Annotated in this window: 21 protein-coding genes and 1 tRNA gene; 12 read left to right on the top strand and 10 right to left on the bottom strand. The window is 70.6% G+C overall.

Translation table 11 applies throughout. The features are described from left to right. Positions 1–786, bottom strand: coding sequence for a sulfite exporter TauE/SafE family protein (locus tag ACPOLB_RS08825; protein WP_425260958.1), 786 nt, complete (start codon positions 784–786; stop codon positions 1–3). Between the two features lie 27 nt (positions 787–813). Continuing rightward, a complete protein-coding gene (locus ACPOLB_RS08820; protein WP_425260957.1) occupies positions 814–1,737 on the bottom strand; it encodes a LysR substrate-binding domain-containing protein in 924 nt (307 codons plus the stop codon). A gap of 91 nt (positions 1,738–1,828) precedes the next feature. Here ACPOLB_RS08820 and ACPOLB_RS08815 point away from each other — a divergent pair, with 91 nt between their 5' ends. Next, a complete protein-coding gene (locus ACPOLB_RS08815) occupies positions 1,829–2,098 on the top strand; it encodes a hypothetical protein (protein ID WP_425260956.1) in 270 nt (89 codons plus the stop codon). Positions 2,099–2,131: 33 nt separating this feature from the next. On the opposite strand, the gene ACPOLB_RS08810 is transcribed toward ACPOLB_RS08815, so the two are convergent. The 3 genes from ACPOLB_RS08810 to ACPOLB_RS08800 form a co-directional block, all read right to left on the bottom strand. Next, positions 2,132–3,229 (bottom strand): protein-glutamate methylesterase/protein-glutamine glutaminase, encoded by a 1,098-nt coding sequence (locus tag ACPOLB_RS08810; RefSeq protein WP_425260955.1) that lies wholly within the window; start codon positions 3,227–3,229, stop codon positions 2,132–2,134. An 11-nt stretch (positions 3,230–3,240) separates the two neighbouring features. Then, positions 3,241–3,909 carry a chemoreceptor glutamine deamidase CheD gene (cheD, locus tag ACPOLB_RS08805; protein ID WP_425260954.1) on the bottom strand — a complete coding sequence of 223 codons (669 nt, stop codon included), beginning with the start codon at positions 3,907–3,909 and terminating at the stop codon, positions 3,241–3,243. A gap of 61 nt (positions 3,910–3,970) precedes the next feature. Next, positions 3,971–4,810 carry a CheR family methyltransferase gene (locus tag ACPOLB_RS08800; protein ID WP_425260953.1) on the bottom strand — a complete coding sequence of 280 codons (840 nt, stop codon included), beginning with the start codon at positions 4,808–4,810 and terminating at the stop codon, positions 3,971–3,973. A gap of 110 nt (positions 4,811–4,920) precedes the next feature. Here ACPOLB_RS08800 and ACPOLB_RS08795 point away from each other — a divergent pair, with 110 nt between their 5' ends. The 3 genes from ACPOLB_RS08795 to ACPOLB_RS08785 are packed head-to-tail and all read left to right on the top strand — an operon-like array spanning position 4,921 to position 6,829. Next, positions 4,921–5,634, top strand: a complete 714-nt coding sequence (locus ACPOLB_RS08795) for a GGDEF domain-containing protein (protein WP_425260952.1) — start codon at positions 4,921–4,923, stop codon at positions 5,632–5,634. Further along, positions 5,631–6,419, top strand: a complete 789-nt coding sequence (locus tag ACPOLB_RS08790; RefSeq protein WP_425260951.1) for a MinD/ParA family protein — start codon at positions 5,631–5,633, stop codon at positions 6,417–6,419. The genes ACPOLB_RS08795 and ACPOLB_RS08790 overlap by 4 nt, the downstream gene beginning before the upstream one ends. Next, positions 6,416–6,829 carry a group II truncated hemoglobin gene (locus ACPOLB_RS08785; RefSeq protein WP_425260950.1) on the top strand — a complete coding sequence of 138 codons (414 nt, stop codon included), beginning with the start codon at positions 6,416–6,418 and terminating at the stop codon, positions 6,827–6,829. Before ACPOLB_RS08790 ends, ACPOLB_RS08785 begins: the two co-directional genes overlap by 4 nt. A 31-nt stretch (positions 6,830–6,860) precedes the next feature. Here ACPOLB_RS08785 and ACPOLB_RS08780 read toward each other — a convergent pair whose 3' ends face one another. Together ACPOLB_RS08780 and radC are read right to left on the bottom strand one after the other, a co-directional pair. Next, positions 6,861–7,502, bottom strand: a complete 642-nt coding sequence (locus ACPOLB_RS08780) for a Smr/MutS family protein (protein ID WP_425260949.1) — start codon at positions 7,500–7,502, stop codon at positions 6,861–6,863. After that, positions 7,499–8,173 (bottom strand): RadC family protein, encoded by a 675-nt coding sequence (gene radC / locus ACPOLB_RS08775; RefSeq protein WP_425260948.1) that lies wholly within the window; start codon positions 8,171–8,173, stop codon positions 7,499–7,501. The genes ACPOLB_RS08780 and radC overlap by 4 nt, the downstream gene beginning before the upstream one ends. 61 nt (positions 8,174–8,234) lie before the next feature. Here radC and ACPOLB_RS08770 point away from each other — a divergent pair, with 61 nt between their 5' ends. From ACPOLB_RS08770 to ACPOLB_RS08750, 5 genes are all read left to right on the top strand, one after another. Then, positions 8,235–8,678 (top strand): FKBP-type peptidyl-prolyl cis-trans isomerase, encoded by a 444-nt coding sequence (locus tag ACPOLB_RS08770; protein ID WP_425260947.1) that lies wholly within the window; start codon positions 8,235–8,237, stop codon positions 8,676–8,678. After that, positions 8,679–9,650, top strand: coding sequence for a 4-hydroxy-3-methylbut-2-enyl diphosphate reductase (ispH, locus tag ACPOLB_RS08765; RefSeq protein ID WP_425260946.1), 972 nt, complete (start codon positions 8,679–8,681; stop codon positions 9,648–9,650). Positions 9,651–9,728: 78 nt separating this feature from the next. Beyond that, positions 9,729–11,021, top strand: coding sequence for a serine--tRNA ligase (gene serS / locus ACPOLB_RS08760; RefSeq protein WP_425260945.1), 1,293 nt, complete (start codon positions 9,729–9,731; stop codon positions 11,019–11,021). A 46-nt stretch (positions 11,022–11,067) separates the two neighbouring features. Then, positions 11,068–11,159, top strand: a tRNA-Ser gene (locus ACPOLB_RS08755). Between the two features lie 106 nt (positions 11,160–11,265). Next, a complete protein-coding gene (locus tag ACPOLB_RS08750) occupies positions 11,266–12,795 on the top strand; it encodes a polysaccharide lyase (RefSeq protein WP_425260944.1) in 1,530 nt (509 codons plus the stop codon). Between the two features lie 13 nt (positions 12,796–12,808). Here ACPOLB_RS08750 and ACPOLB_RS08745 read toward each other — a convergent pair whose 3' ends face one another. Both ACPOLB_RS08745 and ACPOLB_RS08740 read right to left on the bottom strand, forming a co-directional pair. Beyond that, positions 12,809–14,536, bottom strand: coding sequence for an ATP-binding protein (locus tag ACPOLB_RS08745; RefSeq protein ID WP_425260942.1), 1,728 nt, complete (start codon positions 14,534–14,536; stop codon positions 12,809–12,811). Positions 14,537–14,595: 59 nt separating this feature from the next. Then, complete coding sequence (locus ACPOLB_RS08740; RefSeq protein ID WP_425260941.1) at positions 14,596–15,600, bottom strand: recombination-associated protein RdgC; 1,005 nt, start codon at positions 15,598–15,600, stop codon at positions 14,596–14,598. Between the two features lie 59 nt (positions 15,601–15,659). Here ACPOLB_RS08740 and ACPOLB_RS08735 point away from each other — a divergent pair, with 59 nt between their 5' ends. Then, the gene (locus ACPOLB_RS08735; protein ID WP_425260940.1) at positions 15,660–15,920 is read left to right on the top strand and encodes a VF530 family DNA-binding protein; all 261 of its coding nucleotides are present in this window, start codon (positions 15,660–15,662) and stop codon (positions 15,918–15,920) included. A gap of 23 nt (positions 15,921–15,943) precedes the next feature. On the opposite strand, the gene ACPOLB_RS08730 is transcribed toward ACPOLB_RS08735, so the two are convergent. Next, entirely contained in the window at positions 15,944–16,162 is a 219-nt protein-coding gene (locus tag ACPOLB_RS08730) for a SlyX family protein (RefSeq protein ID WP_425260939.1), read from the bottom strand. A 69-nt stretch (positions 16,163–16,231) separates the two neighbouring features. On the opposite strand from ACPOLB_RS08730, the gene ACPOLB_RS08725 reads away from it, so the two are divergent. Continuing rightward, positions 16,232–16,588, top strand: a complete 357-nt coding sequence (locus tag ACPOLB_RS08725) for a DUF1304 domain-containing protein (protein WP_425260938.1) — start codon at positions 16,232–16,234, stop codon at positions 16,586–16,588. Between the two features lie 67 nt (positions 16,589–16,655). Beyond that, entirely contained in the window at positions 16,656–17,231 is a 576-nt protein-coding gene (locus ACPOLB_RS08720) for a hypothetical protein (protein WP_425260937.1), read from the top strand. The last annotated feature ends 1 nt before the right edge of the window (position 17,232 follow it).

The raw sequence follows: 17,232 nt of genomic DNA, 5'->3' as shown, positions 1-17,232 counted from the left end.
TCACATCGACAGCAGCTTGAAGCCCGCGATGACCAGCAGCGCGGCGATCGCCGCGCGCAGCGCCTGCTCGGGCAGCCGGTGGCCGATCAGCGAGCCCAGCACCACGCCGGGGATCGAGCCCAGCAGCAGCATGCCCAGCAGCACCAGGTCCACGTTGCCCATCAGCATGTGGCCGGTGCCGGCGACGATGGTGAGCGGAATCGCATGCACGATGTCGGTGCCGACCAGCCGGCTCGGCGTCATGCGGAACGGGTACAGGTAGACCAGCATCACGGCGCCCAGCGCGCCGGCGCCGATGGAGGTCAACGTCACCAGCAGGCCCAGGATGGCGCCTGCCACCACGGTCAGCGCCGGCTGCGCGCGCTTGAAGTCCACCGGCGACATCGTGCGCAGCTTCAGGCCCACGTTCTGCGCGCGCTTCTTGAACACCATGGCCAGCGCGGTGAGCAGCAGCACCACGCCCAGGGCCGACATCAGCAGCCCGTTGTTCATCTTCGAGGCGTGGCTGAAGTGCAGCCACAGCAGCGTGGCCACCGAGGCCGGCAGGCTGCCCCAGCACAGCAGCTTCAGCACCTGGCCGTCGACGCTGCCCTTGCTGTGGTGCACCCAGCCGCCGACCATCTTGGTGATGGCCGCGAACCAGAGGTCGGTGCCCACGGCCGAGGCCGGCGCCACGCCGAACAGCAGCACGAGGATGGGCGTCATCAGCGCACCGCCGCCGACGCCGGTGATGCCGACGACCGTGCCGACGCCGAACCCGGCGAGGGCGTTCACCCACCAATCCATTGCTGCTCCCTCGTTGTGCCCGGCATGCTAACCGGGTCGTTCTGCCGGCTCCGCTTGCAGCGACCGTGCCAGCTCGTCGTGCAGCCAGTCCTGCAACGCCAGCAGCGGCGGCCAGCCGGCCAGTTCGGGCGGACACACGAACCAGAACGCATAGGCCTGCTCGTCCGGCAGCGCCAGCGGCGACAGGCGCACCAGCCGGCCCTCGCGCAGCGCGTCGGCGGCCAGCAACTCGCGGCCGAGTGCGATGCCGATGCCTTGCTCGGCAGCCTGCAGCATCAGTCCGGCGTCGTTGAAGCTGGCCACCGGGTTCACCGGCACGCGGCAGCCGTCGAGCGCGAACCAGCGTTCCCACAGCTGCGGCGCGCCCAGCAGCGGCTCGTCGGCCAGCGCCGCCGTGCCGCGGCCCTGCAGCCGCTGTGCTGCGGCCGGCGCGCCCAGCGCGATCAGCGGCGAGTCGATCAGGCGCACCGCATGCAGCCCGCGCCACCGGCCGGCGCCCTGGCGCAGCGCGGCGTGGAAGCCGTCGCGCTGCAGGTCGACGATCTGCTGCGAGGTGTGCAGCTCCAGCGCGATGTCGGGATGGCGATCGCGCCAGCGTGCCATGCGCGGCAACAGCCAGCGCTGCGCAAACGAGGGCAGCAGCGTCAGGCGCACGCGCTGCGCCTCGCCGTCGGCCAGGGCCTTGGCCGCGCGCAGGCCGTCGTCGAGCCGGTCGAGCGCCGCTTCGGTGGCGCGCTGCAGCGCCTGCCCGGCGGCGTTCAGCACGACGCGGCGGCCGCGGCGGTCGAACACCGGGAAGCCGAGCTGCGCCTCCAGCAGCTTGATCTGCTGGCTGATGGCGCTGTGGGTCAGGTGCAGTTCCTCGGCGGCCAGGCGCAGGTTCTGGCTGCGCGCGGCAGCGCGGAAGGCGGGCAGGGTGTGCAGGGGCAGGCGGGCCATGCTGGTAAGCATAGCTTGCCAATCGGTGTAGAAATCGTCGCTTCCTTGGCTGCAGGGCAACGGATATCTTTCCAGCACCGAGACACCCTTGCTGGAGCCCCCGATGACCACTGCCACCGCCCCCTGCTGCCTGCCCACCACGTTGCCGTTGCACCGCCCCTGGCTGCAGCGTGTCCTGGCCGACCTGGCGGACGTGGCCGGTCGGCTGCTGCGCCGCGCGCATGCCGACGCGGCAGTGCCGGCGGTGGCCGAGGTGCGCGGCCTGGAGCACCTGGACGCGCGCCTGCGCTGCGACATCGGGCTGTGCGAAGGCCGCGCGGCGCGCCGCGCCGAAAGCTGGAACGTGGCCCAGATGGACCGGGCGCGCTGGTGACGGGGTGCGGCGGGCGCGGACCCGCGCCAGGCGCTAGACGCGCGTGGTGTTCATGCCCGCCGTGCTGCGCAGGCGCTCGATGAGCGCCGTCGCGATCTGCGACAGCGGCAGCACCTCGTGCGCGGCGCCGTGCGCGATGGCTTCGCGCGGCATGCCGAAGACGACGCAGCTCGCCTCGTCCTGGCAGACGTTCCAGCTGCCGGCGTCGCGCATGGCCTTCATCGCGCGCGCGCCGTCGGCACCCATGCCGGTGAGCATCACGCCCAGCGCATTGGGGCCCACCACGCGCGCGGCGCTCTCGAACAGCACTTCGACCGACGGCTTGTGGCGGTTGACCGGCTCGCCGTCGCGCACGCGGGCGATGTAGTTGGCGCCCGAGCGTTCCACCGACAGGTGGAAGCCGCCCGGGGCGATGTAGGCATGTCCGGGCAGCACGCGTTCGCCGTCGGTGGCCTCGGCGACGCGGATGCGCGCCAGCCCGTCGAGCCGCGCCGCGTAGCTCTTCGTGAAGCCGGGCGGCATGTGCTGCGTGATCATCACCGCGGGCGCGTCGGGCGGCAGCTGCGTGATGACCTCGCGCGTGGCCTCGGTGCCGCCGGTGGAAGCGCCGATGAAGACGATCTTCTCGGTCGACAGCCGGCCCAGGCTGGCTGCGGCAGCCGGCCGGGCGGTGCCGGTGCCGCCGGCGCTGGCCGCACTGCCGGCCGCAGGCGCGGCGAGCCGGCGCACGTGGGCCTTGGAGGCCGTGCGGATCTTGTCGGTGATGTCCACGCCGAGCTGCCGCAGGCCGTCAGCGACGCCGATCTTCGGCTTGGCCACGAAGTCCACCGCCCCCAGCTCCAGCGCCTTCAGCGTCACCTCGGCGCCGCGTTCGGTCAGCGTCGAGACCATCACCACCGGCATCGGCCGCAGCCGCATCAGGCGCTGCAGGAAGTCGATGCCGTCCATGCGCGGCATCTCCACGTCGAGCGTGATCACGTCGGGGTTGAGGCTGCGGATCATCTCGCGCGCGGCCAGCGGGTCGGCGGCCGCGCCGATGCACACCATGTCGGGCTGCCGGTTGATGATCTCGGCCAGCAGGCCACGCACCAGGGCGGAATCGTCGACGACGACGACGGTTGTCTTGCTCACCGGGGAACTCCTCAGAACAGGTCGACGCTGCCACCGCCGCTGCCGGCGGGCACCGGGCGCGCGGCCGCGGCGCGTTCCTGCGCCACCAGGGCCTCGGTGTTCGCCGATGCCAGCTTCTTCACCATCGCCTTGCCGCTGTGCGGCAGGAAGCAGACCTTGCGCGGGTAGATGTCCAGCACGTCCTTGCTGACGACGGTGATGCGCTCGGTGCGCAGGTAATCCATCACGAACGTGGTGTTGCGCTCGCCGACGTTGATGCTGTTCATGCCGCTGATGACCGCGCCGCCGCCGAAGACCTTGGCCTCCATCGTGCTGCGCGTGGCACCGCGCTTGATCATCTCGTTGATCAGCAGTTCCATCGCGAACGAGCCGTAGCGCCCGCTGTCGGCGGCGCCGCCGCCGTCGGGCAGCATGAAGTGGTTCATGCCGCCGATCCTCTTGTCGCGGTCCCACAGGCACGCGGCGATGCACGAGCCCAGCGTGGTCATGATCAGGATGTCCTCGTCGTGGACGAAGAACTCGCCCGGCAGCACCTTCACCGCCTCGTTGCGGAAGTGGGCGTCGTAGAAGAAGAACGACGCCTCGCCCGAGCGGCGCGGCGCGGACTTCAGGCGATCCAGCCGGGCGGTCGCCCCCAGGGGGCGCGACACGGGCGCGGACACAGTGGCAGCGGCTTGCATGGCAGGATATCGGCGGCAGGGCGATCAGACTTGAGCGGCAGGCGCCGCGGAGGGCGCGGAGTCAGACCCGTTCGTAGATCGTCTTGCCGCGCAGCCGGAAGAGGTCGCGCGACTCGGTGAAGTTCTCCGAATGGCCGACGTACAGCAGGCCGCCCGGCTTCATTGCCGCATGGGTGCGTTCGAGCACCTTGCGCTGCGTCGGGTTGTCGAAGTAGATCATCACGTTGCGGCAGAACACGATGTCGAACGGTTCGCCCAGCACGCCCCAGTTCGGGCTCATCAGGTTGAAGGGCCTGAACTCGATCAGACGTGAGAGCTCCGGCTTCGCGCGGATGAAACCGGCGTTCTGCGCGGTGCCGCGCATGAAGTGGCGGCGCAGGCGCTCGGGACTCAGCCCGCGCGAGTCGGCGGGGTACACGCCGCGCTGCGCGGTGGCCAGCACCTTGGTGTCGATGTCGGTGCACAGCAGCCGCGCCTGGGCCGAGGCGCCCAGCGTCTCGACCACCGTCATCGCCAGCGAGTAGGGCTCCTCGCCGGTGGACGCGGCGTTGCACCAGATGCGCACCGGCTTCGTGCCGCGGGCGCGCAGGTCGTCGACCAGCGCGTGGAAGTGGTGGTCTTCGCGGAAGAAGGCGGTCAGGTTGGTGGTGAGGCAGTTCACGAACTCCTGCCACTCGGCGTCCGAACCGCCGCGCTCCAGCGCCTGCAGGTAGTCGCTGAACGAGCGGTGCCCGGTCTCGCGCAGGCGGCGCGACAGGCGGCTGTACACCATCGCCTGCTTGCCCGCGTGCAGGCTGATGCCGGCACGCTGGTAGATCAGCTGCCGGATGCGCTCGAAGTCACCTGCGGACAGCGTGAATTCCTGGTCGGAGGCGAGGGACGGGGTGACGACGGCGTTCATGCCCGCAGTGTCGGCCTGCACGGCCCGGTCCGAGACGCCGAGATGGGGCCTGTTCCCGCCGCAGTTCTGAGCGGCGCGCCTGCGCCCCGCTGCTAGACTGGCCCGACCTCATGAACCGTCCCGCCCTGCCACCGTCCGCGCTGCGCCTCGACCAGGCGCTGCAACTGCTGGAGCATTCGGGACAGGCCGGGCTGCCCGGTGAGCCCGGCAGCCCGGCCTGGCTGCAAGGCCTGATCGACGCGCTGGTGGAGCTCTCCAGTCGCGACGCACTGACCGGCCTGTCCAACCGCCGCAGCTTCGAGCTGGCGCTGGGCCGCGAGATCGACCGCGTCGCACGCAGCGGCGAACCCGCGCTGCTGCTGACGATGGACATCGACCACTTCAAGCGCGTCAACGACAGCTACGGCCACAACGCGGGCGATCTCGTCATCAAGGCCGTCGCCGGCGCGCTGCTGGACTGCGTGCGCCCGATGGACCTGGTCGCGCGGGTCGGCGGCGAGGAGTTCGCGATCATCCTGCCCAACTGCCCCAGTGCCTTCGGCGAGACCGTGGCCGAGCGCGTGCGCCGCCGCGTCGAGCGCATGCCGGTGGTGGTGGGCCCGGGCCAGCACATCGCCGTCAGCGTCAGCATCGGCGGCGCGTTCGCGCCGCAGTGGGTGCGCTCGACGCCGGCCCTGTGGGTCGAACGTGCCGATCAGCAGCTCTACCGCGCCAAGGCGCTGGGCCGCAATGTCGTGCAACTCGAGCCGGCCGCCGTTTCTCTGGTCAGCAACGACGAGAAGCGGCTGCTGTTCGAGTCCACCGGTTTCCAGGATTTCGAATGACCGAGCCCCGTTCCGCCCGGCCGCGCACGCACATCACCGCCATCACCAGCGGCAAGGGTGGTGTCGGCAAGACCTTCGTCGCGGCCAACCTGGCGGCCTCGCTGGCGCGCCAGGGCCGCAAGGTGCTGGTGCTCGACGCCGACCTCGGGCTGGCCAACCTCGACGTGGTGCTGAACCTGCACCCGAAGATCACGCTGCACGACGTGTTCACCGGCAAGTCCACCCTCGAGGAAGCCGTGCTGCCCGCGCCGGGCGGATTCCACGTGCTGCTGGCGGGCTCGGGCATGGTCGAGTATTCGCGCATGACGCCCGAAGTCCGCGAGCAGTTGCAGAAGGTCATCGACGAGGTCGCGCCGCGCTTCGACCACGTGCTGCTGGACACCGGCGCCGGCATCTCCGATGTGGTGCTCTACACCGTGTCGCTGGCCGACGACGTGATCGTCGTCGCCACACCCGAACCCACGTCGCTGACCGACGCCTACGCCACGATGAAGGTGCTGGCGACCACGCAGCAGCGGCGCCTGCTGCAGCTGCTGGTGAACCAGGTGCGCCGGCCGGGTGAAGGCCGCCAGGTGCGGCTGCAGCTGCAGACCGTGGTGGACCGCTACGTCAGCCCCGGCCTGGACAGCCCGCTGCAGCTGGACCTGCTGGGCGAACTGCCGCAGGACCCGCTGGTGCGCGAGGCCGTGCTCAAGCGCCAGCTGCTGGCCGAGACCATGCCCGGCGCCCCGGCCTCGGTGGCGATGGGGCAGGTGGCCACACGCATGATCGAGCGCAGCGCATGAGCGCCGACGCCGACGCGGCCGCCCAGGGCACGCAGACGCCCTTCGAGCGCCTCGGCGGGGAGACCGGCGTGCGCACGCTGGTCGACCGCTTCTACGACCTGATGGACCTGGAGCCGGTGTATGCCGGCATCCGCCGGCTGCACCCGGCCACGCTGGACGGCTCGCGCGACAAGCTGTTCTGGTTCCTGTGCGGCTGGCTCGGCGGGCCCAGCCACTACATCGAACGCTACGGCCATCCGCGGCTGCGCGCGCGCCACATGCCCTACGCCATCGGCATCGCCGAACGCGACCAGTGGATGGCCTGCATGATCCAGGCGATGGAGGAGTGCGCCGTCGACCCGGCGATGGCGCAGCGGCTGGCCGAGTCGTTCTTCGGCACCGCCGACTGGATGCGCAACAAGGGCGGCTGAGCGCCGTCCTGCCAAGCCGAGCCGTAGCCCGTCAGCGGCCCGCGCCGGCCAGCAGCACGATCAGCGCGCCGGCACCGCCCTGCGGGCCGCTGGCCTGTGCGAACGCGATGACGTCGGCGCTCTGCGCCAGCCAGCGCTGCACCTTGCCCTTCAGCACCGGCTGCCGGCCCGGCGAGCCATGCCCCTTGCCGTGCACCACGCGCAGGCAGCGCTGGCCGCGCCGCGTGGCCTCGCGCACGAACCCGCCCAGGGCCTCGCGCGCTTCGTCGCGGCGCAGGCCGTGCAGGTCGATCTGGCCCTGGATCGACCAGTGCCCGCGCCGCAGCCTGGCCACCACGTCGGGGCCGATGCCCGGGCGGCGGAAGCTCAGGCCGTCGTCGGTGAGCAGCAGCGACTCGATGTCGACCTCGTCGGACAGCGCCTCCTGCAGCGCGGCGCGTTCATCGGCCTCGCGCTGGCGCGGCTCGGGCGCGGGGCGGGGCAGGGCGATGTCGGCCAGCCCGCTGGGCGGCAGCGGCGTCACCGGGCCCACGGTGGTGGCGAACAGCCGCGCCCGCGCTTCGGCCGCGGCCCGTGCCGCGCGCTCGCGTGCGGCGGCTTCGGCGGCCTCGCGCTCGCGCCGGGCCAGCGTCTCACGCAGCGTGCCCAGCTCCTTCAGGCTGCGCAGCTTCACAGCAGCCCCCGTTCGGCCAGCGACACCACCTGCCCCTGGCCCACGACGAGGTGGTCGAGCACGCGCACGTCCACCAGCTGCAGCGCGGCCTTCAGCGTCTGCGTCAGGTGGGTGTCGGCACGCGAAGGCTCGGCCAGGCCCGACGGGTGGTTGTGCGCCAGCACCAGCGCGCCGGCGTTCAGCGCCAGCGCGCGCTTGACGATCTCGCGCGGGTACACGCTGGTCTGCGTCAGCGTGCCGTGGAACAGGTCCTCCATCACCAGCAGGCGGTGCTGGCCGTCGAGGAACAGCACGCTGAAGGTCTCGTGGCCGCGCCCGCCCAGGCGCAGCGCGACGTAGTCCTTCACGGTCTGCGGCGCATCGAACACCGGCGCCTGCTGCAACTGCTGCGCCAGCGCGCGGCGCGCGATCTCGGCCACGGCCAGCAGCTCGGCACGCTTGGCCGGGCCCAGGCCCTTCACCTGCTTCAGCGTGGCCGGCGTGGCCGCCAGCAGGCCGGCGAAACCGCCGCAGCCGGCCAGCACCGTCTGCGCCAGGTCGAACACGCCGTGCCCGCGGTAGCCGGTGCGCAGCAGCAGCGCCAGCAGCTCGCCGTCGGACAGCGCGGCGGCGCCGCGGGTCAGCAGCTTCTCGCGCGGGCGCTGGTCGGCGGGCAGGTCCTTCAGGGGCATCGGCGTGGCGCGGAGCGGCTCTTACAATGCAAGCCAGTCTATCGTCGCAGCAAAGGCCTTCGTGACCACCGTCCAGCCAGGGTCGTTCCTGACCTTGCACTACCGCCTTGCCGGGCCCGACGGCGCCGACGTCGTGAACACGTTCCACGACAAGCCGGCCACGCTGTCGCTCGGCACGGGCCAGCTGGCGCCGGCCATCGAGGCGCAGCTGATCGGCCTGCCCGAGGGCGCGCGCGAGACCTTCGAGCTCCCCGCCGGCGCCGCCTTCGGCGAGCGCAACCCCGAGATGCTGCAGCGCGTGAAGCTGGCGCTGCTGCACGAGCTGGGCGATGCGGACGCCACCTACGAGGTCGGCGACGTGGTGCAGTTCCCCACGCCCGACGGCCAGGGCGCGTATGCCGGCGTCGTGCGCGAGGTCGGCGACGGCTGGCTGCTGTTCGATTTCAACCACCCGCTTGCCGGGCAACCCGTGCGCTTCGAGGTGCACGTGGTGGGAGTGCTGTAGATGCCGACGCAACTGCTCGAGGAAGTGCTGCTGGCCGAGCCGCGCGGCTTCTGCGCCGGGGTCGACCGTGCCATCGAGATCGTCGAGAGGGCGCTCACGCGCTTCGGCGCGCCGATCTACGTGCGCCACGAGATCGTGCACAACACCTACGTCGTGAACGACCTGCGTGCCAAGGGCGCGATCTTCATCGAGGACCTGGCCGACGTGCCGCCCGGCGCCACGCTCGTGTTCAGCGCCCATGGCGTCAGCCAGGCCGTGCGGCAGGAGGCCGCGGAGCGCGGCTTCCAGGTCTTCGACGCCACCTGCCCGCTGGTGACCAAGGTGCACGTGGAAGTGGCCAAGCTCTCGAAGGAGGGCTTCGAGTTCATCATGATCGGCCACAAGGGTCACCCCGAGGTCGAAGGCACGATGGGCCAGCTCAGCGAGGGCATCTACCTCGTCGAGGACACCGCCGACGTGGCGCGTGTGCAGCCGCGCAGCGACAAGCTCGCGGTGGTGACCCAGACCACGCTGAGCGTGGACGACGCCGCCGAGATCCTGGCCGAGGTGAAGCGCGTGTTCCCGCACGTGCGCGAGCCGAAGAAGCAGGACATCTGCTACGCCACGCAGAACCGGCAGGATGCCGTGAAGGTGCTGGCGCCTGCGGTCGACGTGGTCATCGTGGTGGGCAGCCCCACCAGCAGCAACAGCAACCGCCTGCGCGAGCTGGCCGAGCGGCTGGGCACGCCGGCGCACATGGTCGACAGTGCAGGCGACCTGCGCGCCGAATGGTTCGAGGGCCGCCGCCGTGTCGGCCTGACCGCCGGCGCCTCGGCGCCCGACATCCTGGTGCAGCAGGTGATCGCGCGGCTGCGCGAGCTGGGCGCGGTCAGCATCCGCAAGATGGACGGCGTCGAAGAGCACGTGCACTTCCCGCTGCCGCGCGGCCTGGGCGACCGCAGCATGCGCGAGGTGGCGGCCTCCCGATCCTGACGCCGGCGCGCTGACCACTCCACGACGGCGGCGCCCAACAGTGGCGCCGCTGCGCTTGAATCCCCGCGAGGAACACCCATGCTCGACATCAATCTCCTGCGCCGCGACCTGCCCGGCGTGCTGGCCCGCCTGCAGACGCGCAAGAACCCGCAACCGTTTCTCGACGAAGCCCGCTACGGCACGCTGGAAGCCGAACGCAAGCGCATCCAGACCCGCACCGAGGACCTGCAGGCGCAGCGCAACGCGCTGAGCAAGCAGATCGGCCAGCGCAAGGCCAAGGGCGAGGACACGGCGGCGCTGATGGCCGAGGTGGCCGGCATCGCCGACGAGCTGAAGGCCGGCGCCGAGCAGCTGGAGCTGCTGCAGGCCGAACTGCAGCAGCTGCTGATGGCGCTGCCCAACCTGCCGCACGAGAGCGTGCCGGTGGGGGCCGACGAGAGCGGCAACGTCGAGGTGCGCCGCTGGGGCACGCCGCGCGCGTTCGACTTCACGCCGCGCGACCACGTCGACGTCGGCGCACCGCTCGGCGTGGACTTCGACACCGGCGCCCGGCTCGCCGGTGCGCGCTTCACCTTCCTGCGCGGCACCGCGGCGCGGCTGCACCGAGCGCTCGCGCAGTTCATGCTGGACGTGCAGACGCAGCAGCACGGCTACACCGAGTGCTACACGCCCTACATCGTCAACCGCGAGATCCTCGAAGGCACGGGGCAGCTGCCGAAGTTCAAGGAGGACATGTTCTGGGTCCTGCGTGGCGGTGACGAGGAGCAGCGCGAGCAGTACCTCATCAGCACCTCGGAGATCAGCCTCACGAACACCGTGCGCGAGCAGATCCTCGACGCTGCCGCGCTGCCCATCAAGCTCACGGCGCACAGCCCGTGCTTCCGCTCGGAAGCCGGCAGCGCCGGGCGCGACACGCGCGGCATGATCCGCCAGCACCAGTTCGACAAGGTCGAGATGGTGCAGATCACGCACCCCGAGCAGAGCGCCGAGGCGCTGGAGCAGATGGTGGGCCATGCCGAGGCCATCCTGCAGCAGCTGGAGCTGCCCTACCGCGTGGTGGCGCTGTGCACCGGCGACATGGGCTTCGGCGCCAGCAAGACCTACGACCTGGAGGTGTGGATCCCGGCGCAGGCGACCTACCGCGAGATCAGCTCGTGCAGCAACTGCGACGCGTTCCAGGCGCGTCGCATGCAGACGCGCTTCCGCAACGCGCAGGGCAAGCCCGAGCTCGTGCACACGCTCAATGGCTCGGGCCTGGCCGTGGGCCGCGCGCTGGTGGCGGTGCTGGAGAACCACCAGCAGGCCGACGGTTCGGTGCACGTGCCGGCGGCGCTGCGCCCGTATCTCGGCGGCCAGGAATTCCTGCGCTAGAATCTGCGGCTTCGCCAAACGCGGCACCACCCGCGGCGACACACCAGGAAAGGTGGCAGAGTGGTCGAATGCGCCGGACTCGAAATCCGGTGTCCGGGTTCTCCCGGACCGAGGGTTCGAATCCCTCCCTTTCCGCCAATACTTGAGTGACAACGCCCTGCTAGCAGGGGCTTTGTCGTTTCTGCGGTACCGCCGCTGCAGGCTTGGCGCGTGCGAATATCCTCATCGGCTGAACTCCGGAGGTATGCGGCAAGTGCGAACACACTGGAAATCGTTCGGCCGCCGCGCGGCAGCCGTCTTGCTGGCCTGCTGGCTTCTGCCTGCGGCAGGCACGGGCGCGTTCGCGTTCCGCGACGCGCCAGACGGCATTTCGTGCCGATTCTTCGACGCAGCATTAGGCCTGCAATGGTCCGGCGGTACAGCGATCTGGGTCGATGCAGTCGGTAGAGTGGGCGGCGGCAAAGCCTATGACACACAGCGGCTAGCGGCCGCCAACTCGCCGTTAGCACTGCGCTGGAACGTACTGCTGCTGGTGCGGGGCTGGGTCAGCGGCAGCCTTCCCAACGACGGAGTGCTACTCGCGCCGACACAAGTCGGTGCGGGCGGTGCCGACTTTCATGCACGCGAGGCAGACGACGTAGGCCAGCGGCCGGCCTTACGCGTGCGATATGGTGACGGCGGAGTGCAGTTGCTGTCGGCGCAGGCCGACGCTCACCTCGACTGCAGCACGGCCGCGGGCTTGGGCGAACGCAAGTCACTGCACATCGGCCCGGGCAGCGCGGGCGTGCTGCGCTTCGATGTCTCACGCCTTCGCAAGGGGCCGCAGCAGGCGATCGTCGCTGCTGAGTTGATCCTGTTCCGGGACACGTCGGTCGGCGTTTGGTCCGATGGGTCACTGGCAGCCTACCGCTTGGCAACACCGTGGAACGAAACGTTCGACGCGCCGGAACGCGGCATCGCTGCGGCGTACTCGGGCGACCGAGGCATCGAAATGGATCCTGCCGTGTTGTGGGCAGACAGCTTCGCCAACGGCCGCATGAAGGACGGCTGGAACAAGGCGCAGATGGTCCGTGCCAAGGTTAGGCCGCCCGTGGCGGCTCCCACTACAGAGGGCGGAGTGCTGGCCCTGCCTAGCCTGGAAGTGACGATTCCGCGCGCCGAGCACTTGGGGTTGGACCTGCGCTACCACTTGCCCCGACTGGCCGACGGCAATGGTCGAAGCGAAGCCTACTTTCGATACTACATACGGCTCGGCTCCGAGTGGGCGAGCAGCCCAGACGCGGGCAAGCTGCCAGGCTTCGCTGGCACCTACGACCGCGCTGGCTGGGGTGGCCGCGGCTGGAACGGCATGCAGGGCTGGTCGGCACGCGGGTCGTTTGGCAAAGGTGCGACACCGGACCATCCAGCGCATGGCCTGCTGCCGCTGGGCAGCTACGTTTACCACAGCAAGACTGAATCGGCGTATGGCGACATCCTCGTCTGGGGCGGCGCCGGAGGGGCCGGGCTGGTCCCTCCCAACCGCTGGGTCTGCGTGGAGCAGCACATTCGTCTGAATACGCCGGGCAAGGGAGACGGCATGTTGCGTGCTTGGATCGACGGCAAGCCGGTCTTCTTGCGGCGTGGGCTGCGTTTCCGCGACACGCCGCAGATCGCCATAGAGAACGTCTGGTTCAATGTGTACATGGGCGGCAAGCAGGCGGCGCTGCGCGACATGTCGGTGAACATTGCGCACGTGGTGGTGGCCACCGCCTACATCGGCCCGCTGGCGCCCTGAACTGCCGCTATCTTCAGCCGGCCGGCGCCTGCACCAGCACCAGCCGCACCGTGATGCCTTCGGGCGTGTTGCGCAGCAGCTCGGCGCTGCCGCCGTGCAGTTCCATCACGCGCTGCACGATGTGCAGCCCGAGGCCGCGGCCACCCGGGCCGCCGTCGTGGCGGCCGCGCACGCCGCGCTCGAACATGTGCGGCACGAGGTCGTCGGGCACCGCGGGTCCGGTGTTGCCGACGTCGACCAGCAGCGCCAGCGGATCGTCGCTGTCCTGCAGCGTCACCACCACGGGCGTGCCGGGCAGGCCGTACTTGAAGGCGTTGGCCAGCAGGTTGCGCAGTGCCAGCCGCATCAGTCCCATGTCCATCGAGGCCGTGCGCGTGCCGGTCAGACGCTCGATGCGCACGTGCTGCCGCTCGGCGGGCGGCATGTCGGCGATGGCCACCTGCAAGAAGGTGTCGATGTCGGTGTCCTGCCGCGCGATCGGGCCGGCGCGGCCCAGCAGCGAGGCCGACGCCAGCGTGTTGTCGATGCTCGACAGCACCTGCGACAGCACGCCCTCCGCCCGCTGCACGCGCTGCTCGGCCACGGGGTCGGCCACCGCCGCCAGCGCCACCTTCGCTCGCTGCAGCGCCGCGGCGGCGTTGTGCAGCGGCTGGCGCACTTCGTGGGCCAGCACGTCCAGCATGGTGCTGCGTTCTGTGAGCAGCTGGTGCAGTTCTGCCGCGTGCTGCTCGCTGCGCTGGCGCAGCAGCTGTTCGCGTTCCAGGGCGGCACCGCGGCGCCACGCCCGGTAGCCGACCACCGTGGCGCCCGCCAGCGCCAGGCACAGCAGCAGCGCCAGCAGCGCGATGCCCGCCAGCTCGGGCAGCCACGGGCGCAGGTAGTCCCGGGTGCCCAGCCCCGTCAGCACGTACAGCGGATGCTCGCCCACGCGGTGGTAGGCGCTGGCGCGTTCGATCTGGTCGACCACGGTGCGGGCGCTGAAGGTGCCGGCCACCGGCTGCCGGGCGATGGCCTCGCGCAGCGCATCCGACACGGCGTCGCCGCCCAGCCCCAGCGTCTGCATGCCCTGCGCGGTGCGGCGCGCCACCATGCGCAGCGTGGCCGAGCGCACGGTGATTGCGCCGTTGCTGCCCAGGTTCACGCCCTCGAACAGGCGCTCGAAGTCGTCGGCCGTCAGATCGGCGAAGACCACGCCCGCGAAGCTGCCATCGGCGTGCTCCAGCCGTCGCGCGAGCATCAGCGCCCAGGCATTGCCGACGAAGGTCTGCAGCGGCTCCGAGACGACCAGCCCGGCCTCGGGGTCGTCGCGTGCCTGCTGGAAGTACGCCCGGCCGGCGATGCTGAGCGTGGATCCTTCCGCGATGCCCCGGCCCAGCCGCACGCGGCCTGCGGCGTCGGCGTAGCGCAGGCTGTTCAGGCCCGACAGCAGCGACTGCTGCTCCTGCAGCAGCCTGTCGAGCGCGGCCATGTCCACGGTCTGGTGCTCGGCATGCCGGCGCGCCACGGTGCGCAGCGTCATGTCGATCAGGTCGATGCGCGCGCCGATGCCCTGCTGCAGGCTGCCGGCGATGTTCTGCGCCGCGTCCGACGCACGCTGGACCAGCGCGGCGCGGCTGACGCTGGCGGCCACGGCGGCCAGGGTCGCGACCAGCAGCACGGCCAGCACGTTGGCTGCCACCAGCCACAGCCGCACCTCGCGCGACGGACTCGTGCCTGCAGCGGGCGGGCCGGTGTCAGGCATCGCGCGCACCGTGCTGCGGCGGGGTCGGCAGCGGCGCCTTCATGGTGCGGGCAGGTGCCTCAGGCGGCGTCCCACGGGGCGCTGCTGCCGGCCGCGGCACCGGAAGCGGCCCCGGCAGGGGCAGGCGCGGCCGGGGTGGCGGGTGCGGCGGCACCGGTCACGGCGTCCACCGCCAGCGGGCCGCCGAGTGCGTCGATCAGGTCGGGCAGCAGCTGCGCCAGCTCGCCGGTGGTGATGGCCACGTCGGCTTCGAAGCCGTTGTCGGCGGCTTCGGTGGGGGCGTTGTTCTCCAGCACCACGTCGAGCAGCTTGATCTTCTTCAGCGCCAGGCCTTCGGTCAGCACGAAGGAGACGCGGCTGTTCCAGGTCAGCGCCAGCTGCGTCGGCAGCTTGCCCTGCTTGATGTGGTCGCCGACCTCGTCGATGTCGAGCGTGTGGCGCGCGTAGCGCACCGCGGCCTTCTCGCTGTCGGGCTGCTTCAGCTCGCACTCGCGGTCGATGCTGAAGCCGGGCGGCGCCTGCTTCTCGCTGAGCCAGGCGGCCATCGCCGTGGCCGGCGACAAGGCCGTCTGCAGCGGGGTCAGGCGCAGGCCGCCGAACAGCTCGACGAGCTTCGTCACCACGGCGTCGGCCATCTTGCTGCCGGTGGCGCCGATGAGCAGGCGCCGCGCGCCCAGGTCGATCCACACCAGCGTCGCCGAGCGCTTCGGGAAGGCCCGCGGCAGCAGCGCGTGCACGATGTCCTCCTTCAGCTCGCGGCTGGCCTTGCCCTTCGGGCGGCGGCCGGTCTCGGCCTCGATCTTCTCCAGCCGCGCGTTCAGCTGGTCCTTCACCACGCTGCCGGGCACGGCCTTGGTCTCGCTGCACAGCTTCAGGATGAGCTGGCCGCCCACGCTCTCCAGCAGCACGCCGTGCTGCTCGCCGCGCGGCTCGATCCAGCCCGTGCTCTCGGCCTGCGACGGGCCGCACTCGGTGAAGCGGCCACTGTCCAGGCGCTGGGCGATGGTGTCCTGCGTGGGCGGTTCCCACTGGTCGATGCTGTAGACGAGCGCGTTCTTGAACATGGTGGTCCGGCGGGGCTGGGGGGCGGATTCTAGTGGGCCCACCCGGGCAGAATGCCGCGATGGCCACGCCCCCCGCACCCGCCTCCGCCCAGCCCCGCAACCCGCTGCACGGCGTCACGCTCGAGGCCATGCTGCAGGCCCTGGTGGCCGCCTACGGCTGGTCCGGCCTGGCCGAGCGCATCGCGCTGCGCTGCTTCAGCCAGCAGCCCAGCATCGCGTCGAGCCTGAAGGTGCTGCGCAAGACGCCCTGGGCGCGCGAGAAGGTCGAAGGCCTGTACCTGTTCCTGCAGCGCGAACAGAAGCGCTCCCGCAACAGCTAGCGCCGCAGGCGCTTCGGGGGGGATCAATAGTGCGGCGGCAGCTCGTCGCGCAGGCTGCGGAAGCCCGCGCTGTCGCTCGTGGACGGCTGCACACGCAGCGCGGCCAGCTCGCGCCGCAGGCGGTCGATCTGCGCCTGCTGCTGCACCAGCACCTCGTTCAGGCGGTCGATCAGGTCCTCGCTGAAGCTGGCCTTGATCTCCAGTTCGGTGAGGCGCCGTTCCACGGTGTCTGCGGGTTCCATGCGGCGGCACTGTAGCTGCTGGGCGGCGTAGCATGCCCGCCCATTCACAACCGCAGGGGGAGCTTTGCCATGGCGCTTGCAGCCAACATCGTGATCGGGCTGGTCGGGCTGATCCACGTCTGGATCCTGGTGCTGGAGATGTTCCTGTGGACATCCCCCACGGGCCGCAAGGCCTTCGGGCTGAAGCCCGACTTCGCCGAGGCCACCAAGGTGCTCGCCGCCAACCAGGGCCTCTACAACGGCTTCCTCGCGGCCGGCCTGTTCTGGGGGCTGAGCCTGGGCACGGGCGGCTTCGGGGTGAAGGTGTTCTTCCTGCTGTGCGTGCTGACGGCCGGTCTGTACGGCGCCGCCACGGCCAGCCGCAGGATTCTGGTGATTCAGGCCATTCCTGCGCTATTGGGACTCGCACTGCTGTTCATATCTTGATACAGGCGGCTTAAACTATACGGAGGGAGGTTCCCACAGCCCAATAAAGTAGCAACCGAGGAACCCAATGAAAGTTCGCGACATCACCATCTTTTCAGGTCAGCGATTCACTGTTCCACAAGGCATCCAACGCATCGATCACCGCGCCACCCACGGCTGGCAGCTGCGCTACGGCGGCACCAAGCTGTTCTCCGACCACACGCCTGACGGCAGCGGCGCACAAGCCGCGCTGGAAGCAGCCACTTCCGAGCTGCTCAAGCGGATCGCACGCCTGCCTGCACCCACCCGGCTGCAGCGCGGGCCCAGCGAGAACAAGACCAGCGACCTGCCTGTGGGCATCTTCGGTCCCGTGGTGCGCCAGCGCCGCGGCTCGAAGGTCCGCTACGCCAGCCTGTCTGTGCTCGTACCGCGTTACGGTGACGTGCCGTTGCGCAAGTCGGTGTACATCGGCAGCGAGAACACCTACACGGCCGAGCGCTACAGCGCCGCGCTGGAGAAGGCGATCGAGATGCGCCGGCGCGCCGAACTGGCCTACCAGAAGGCGACCACGCGCGCCAAGCGCCTGGCCAGCGAGGCCTTGCTGCAGCAGAGCAAGGCCGCCAAGGGCGTGAAGGCGCCGAAGGCGGCGAAGACCGCGCGGTAGA

Source organism: Rubrivivax soli, assembly GCF_049810355.1.
Classification (GTDB): domain Bacteria; phylum Pseudomonadota; class Gammaproteobacteria; order Burkholderiales; family Burkholderiaceae_C; genus Rubrivivax.
The sequence above is the reverse complement of the archived record's forward strand: the minus strand, read 5'-3'. Positions and strand labels throughout refer to the sequence as shown.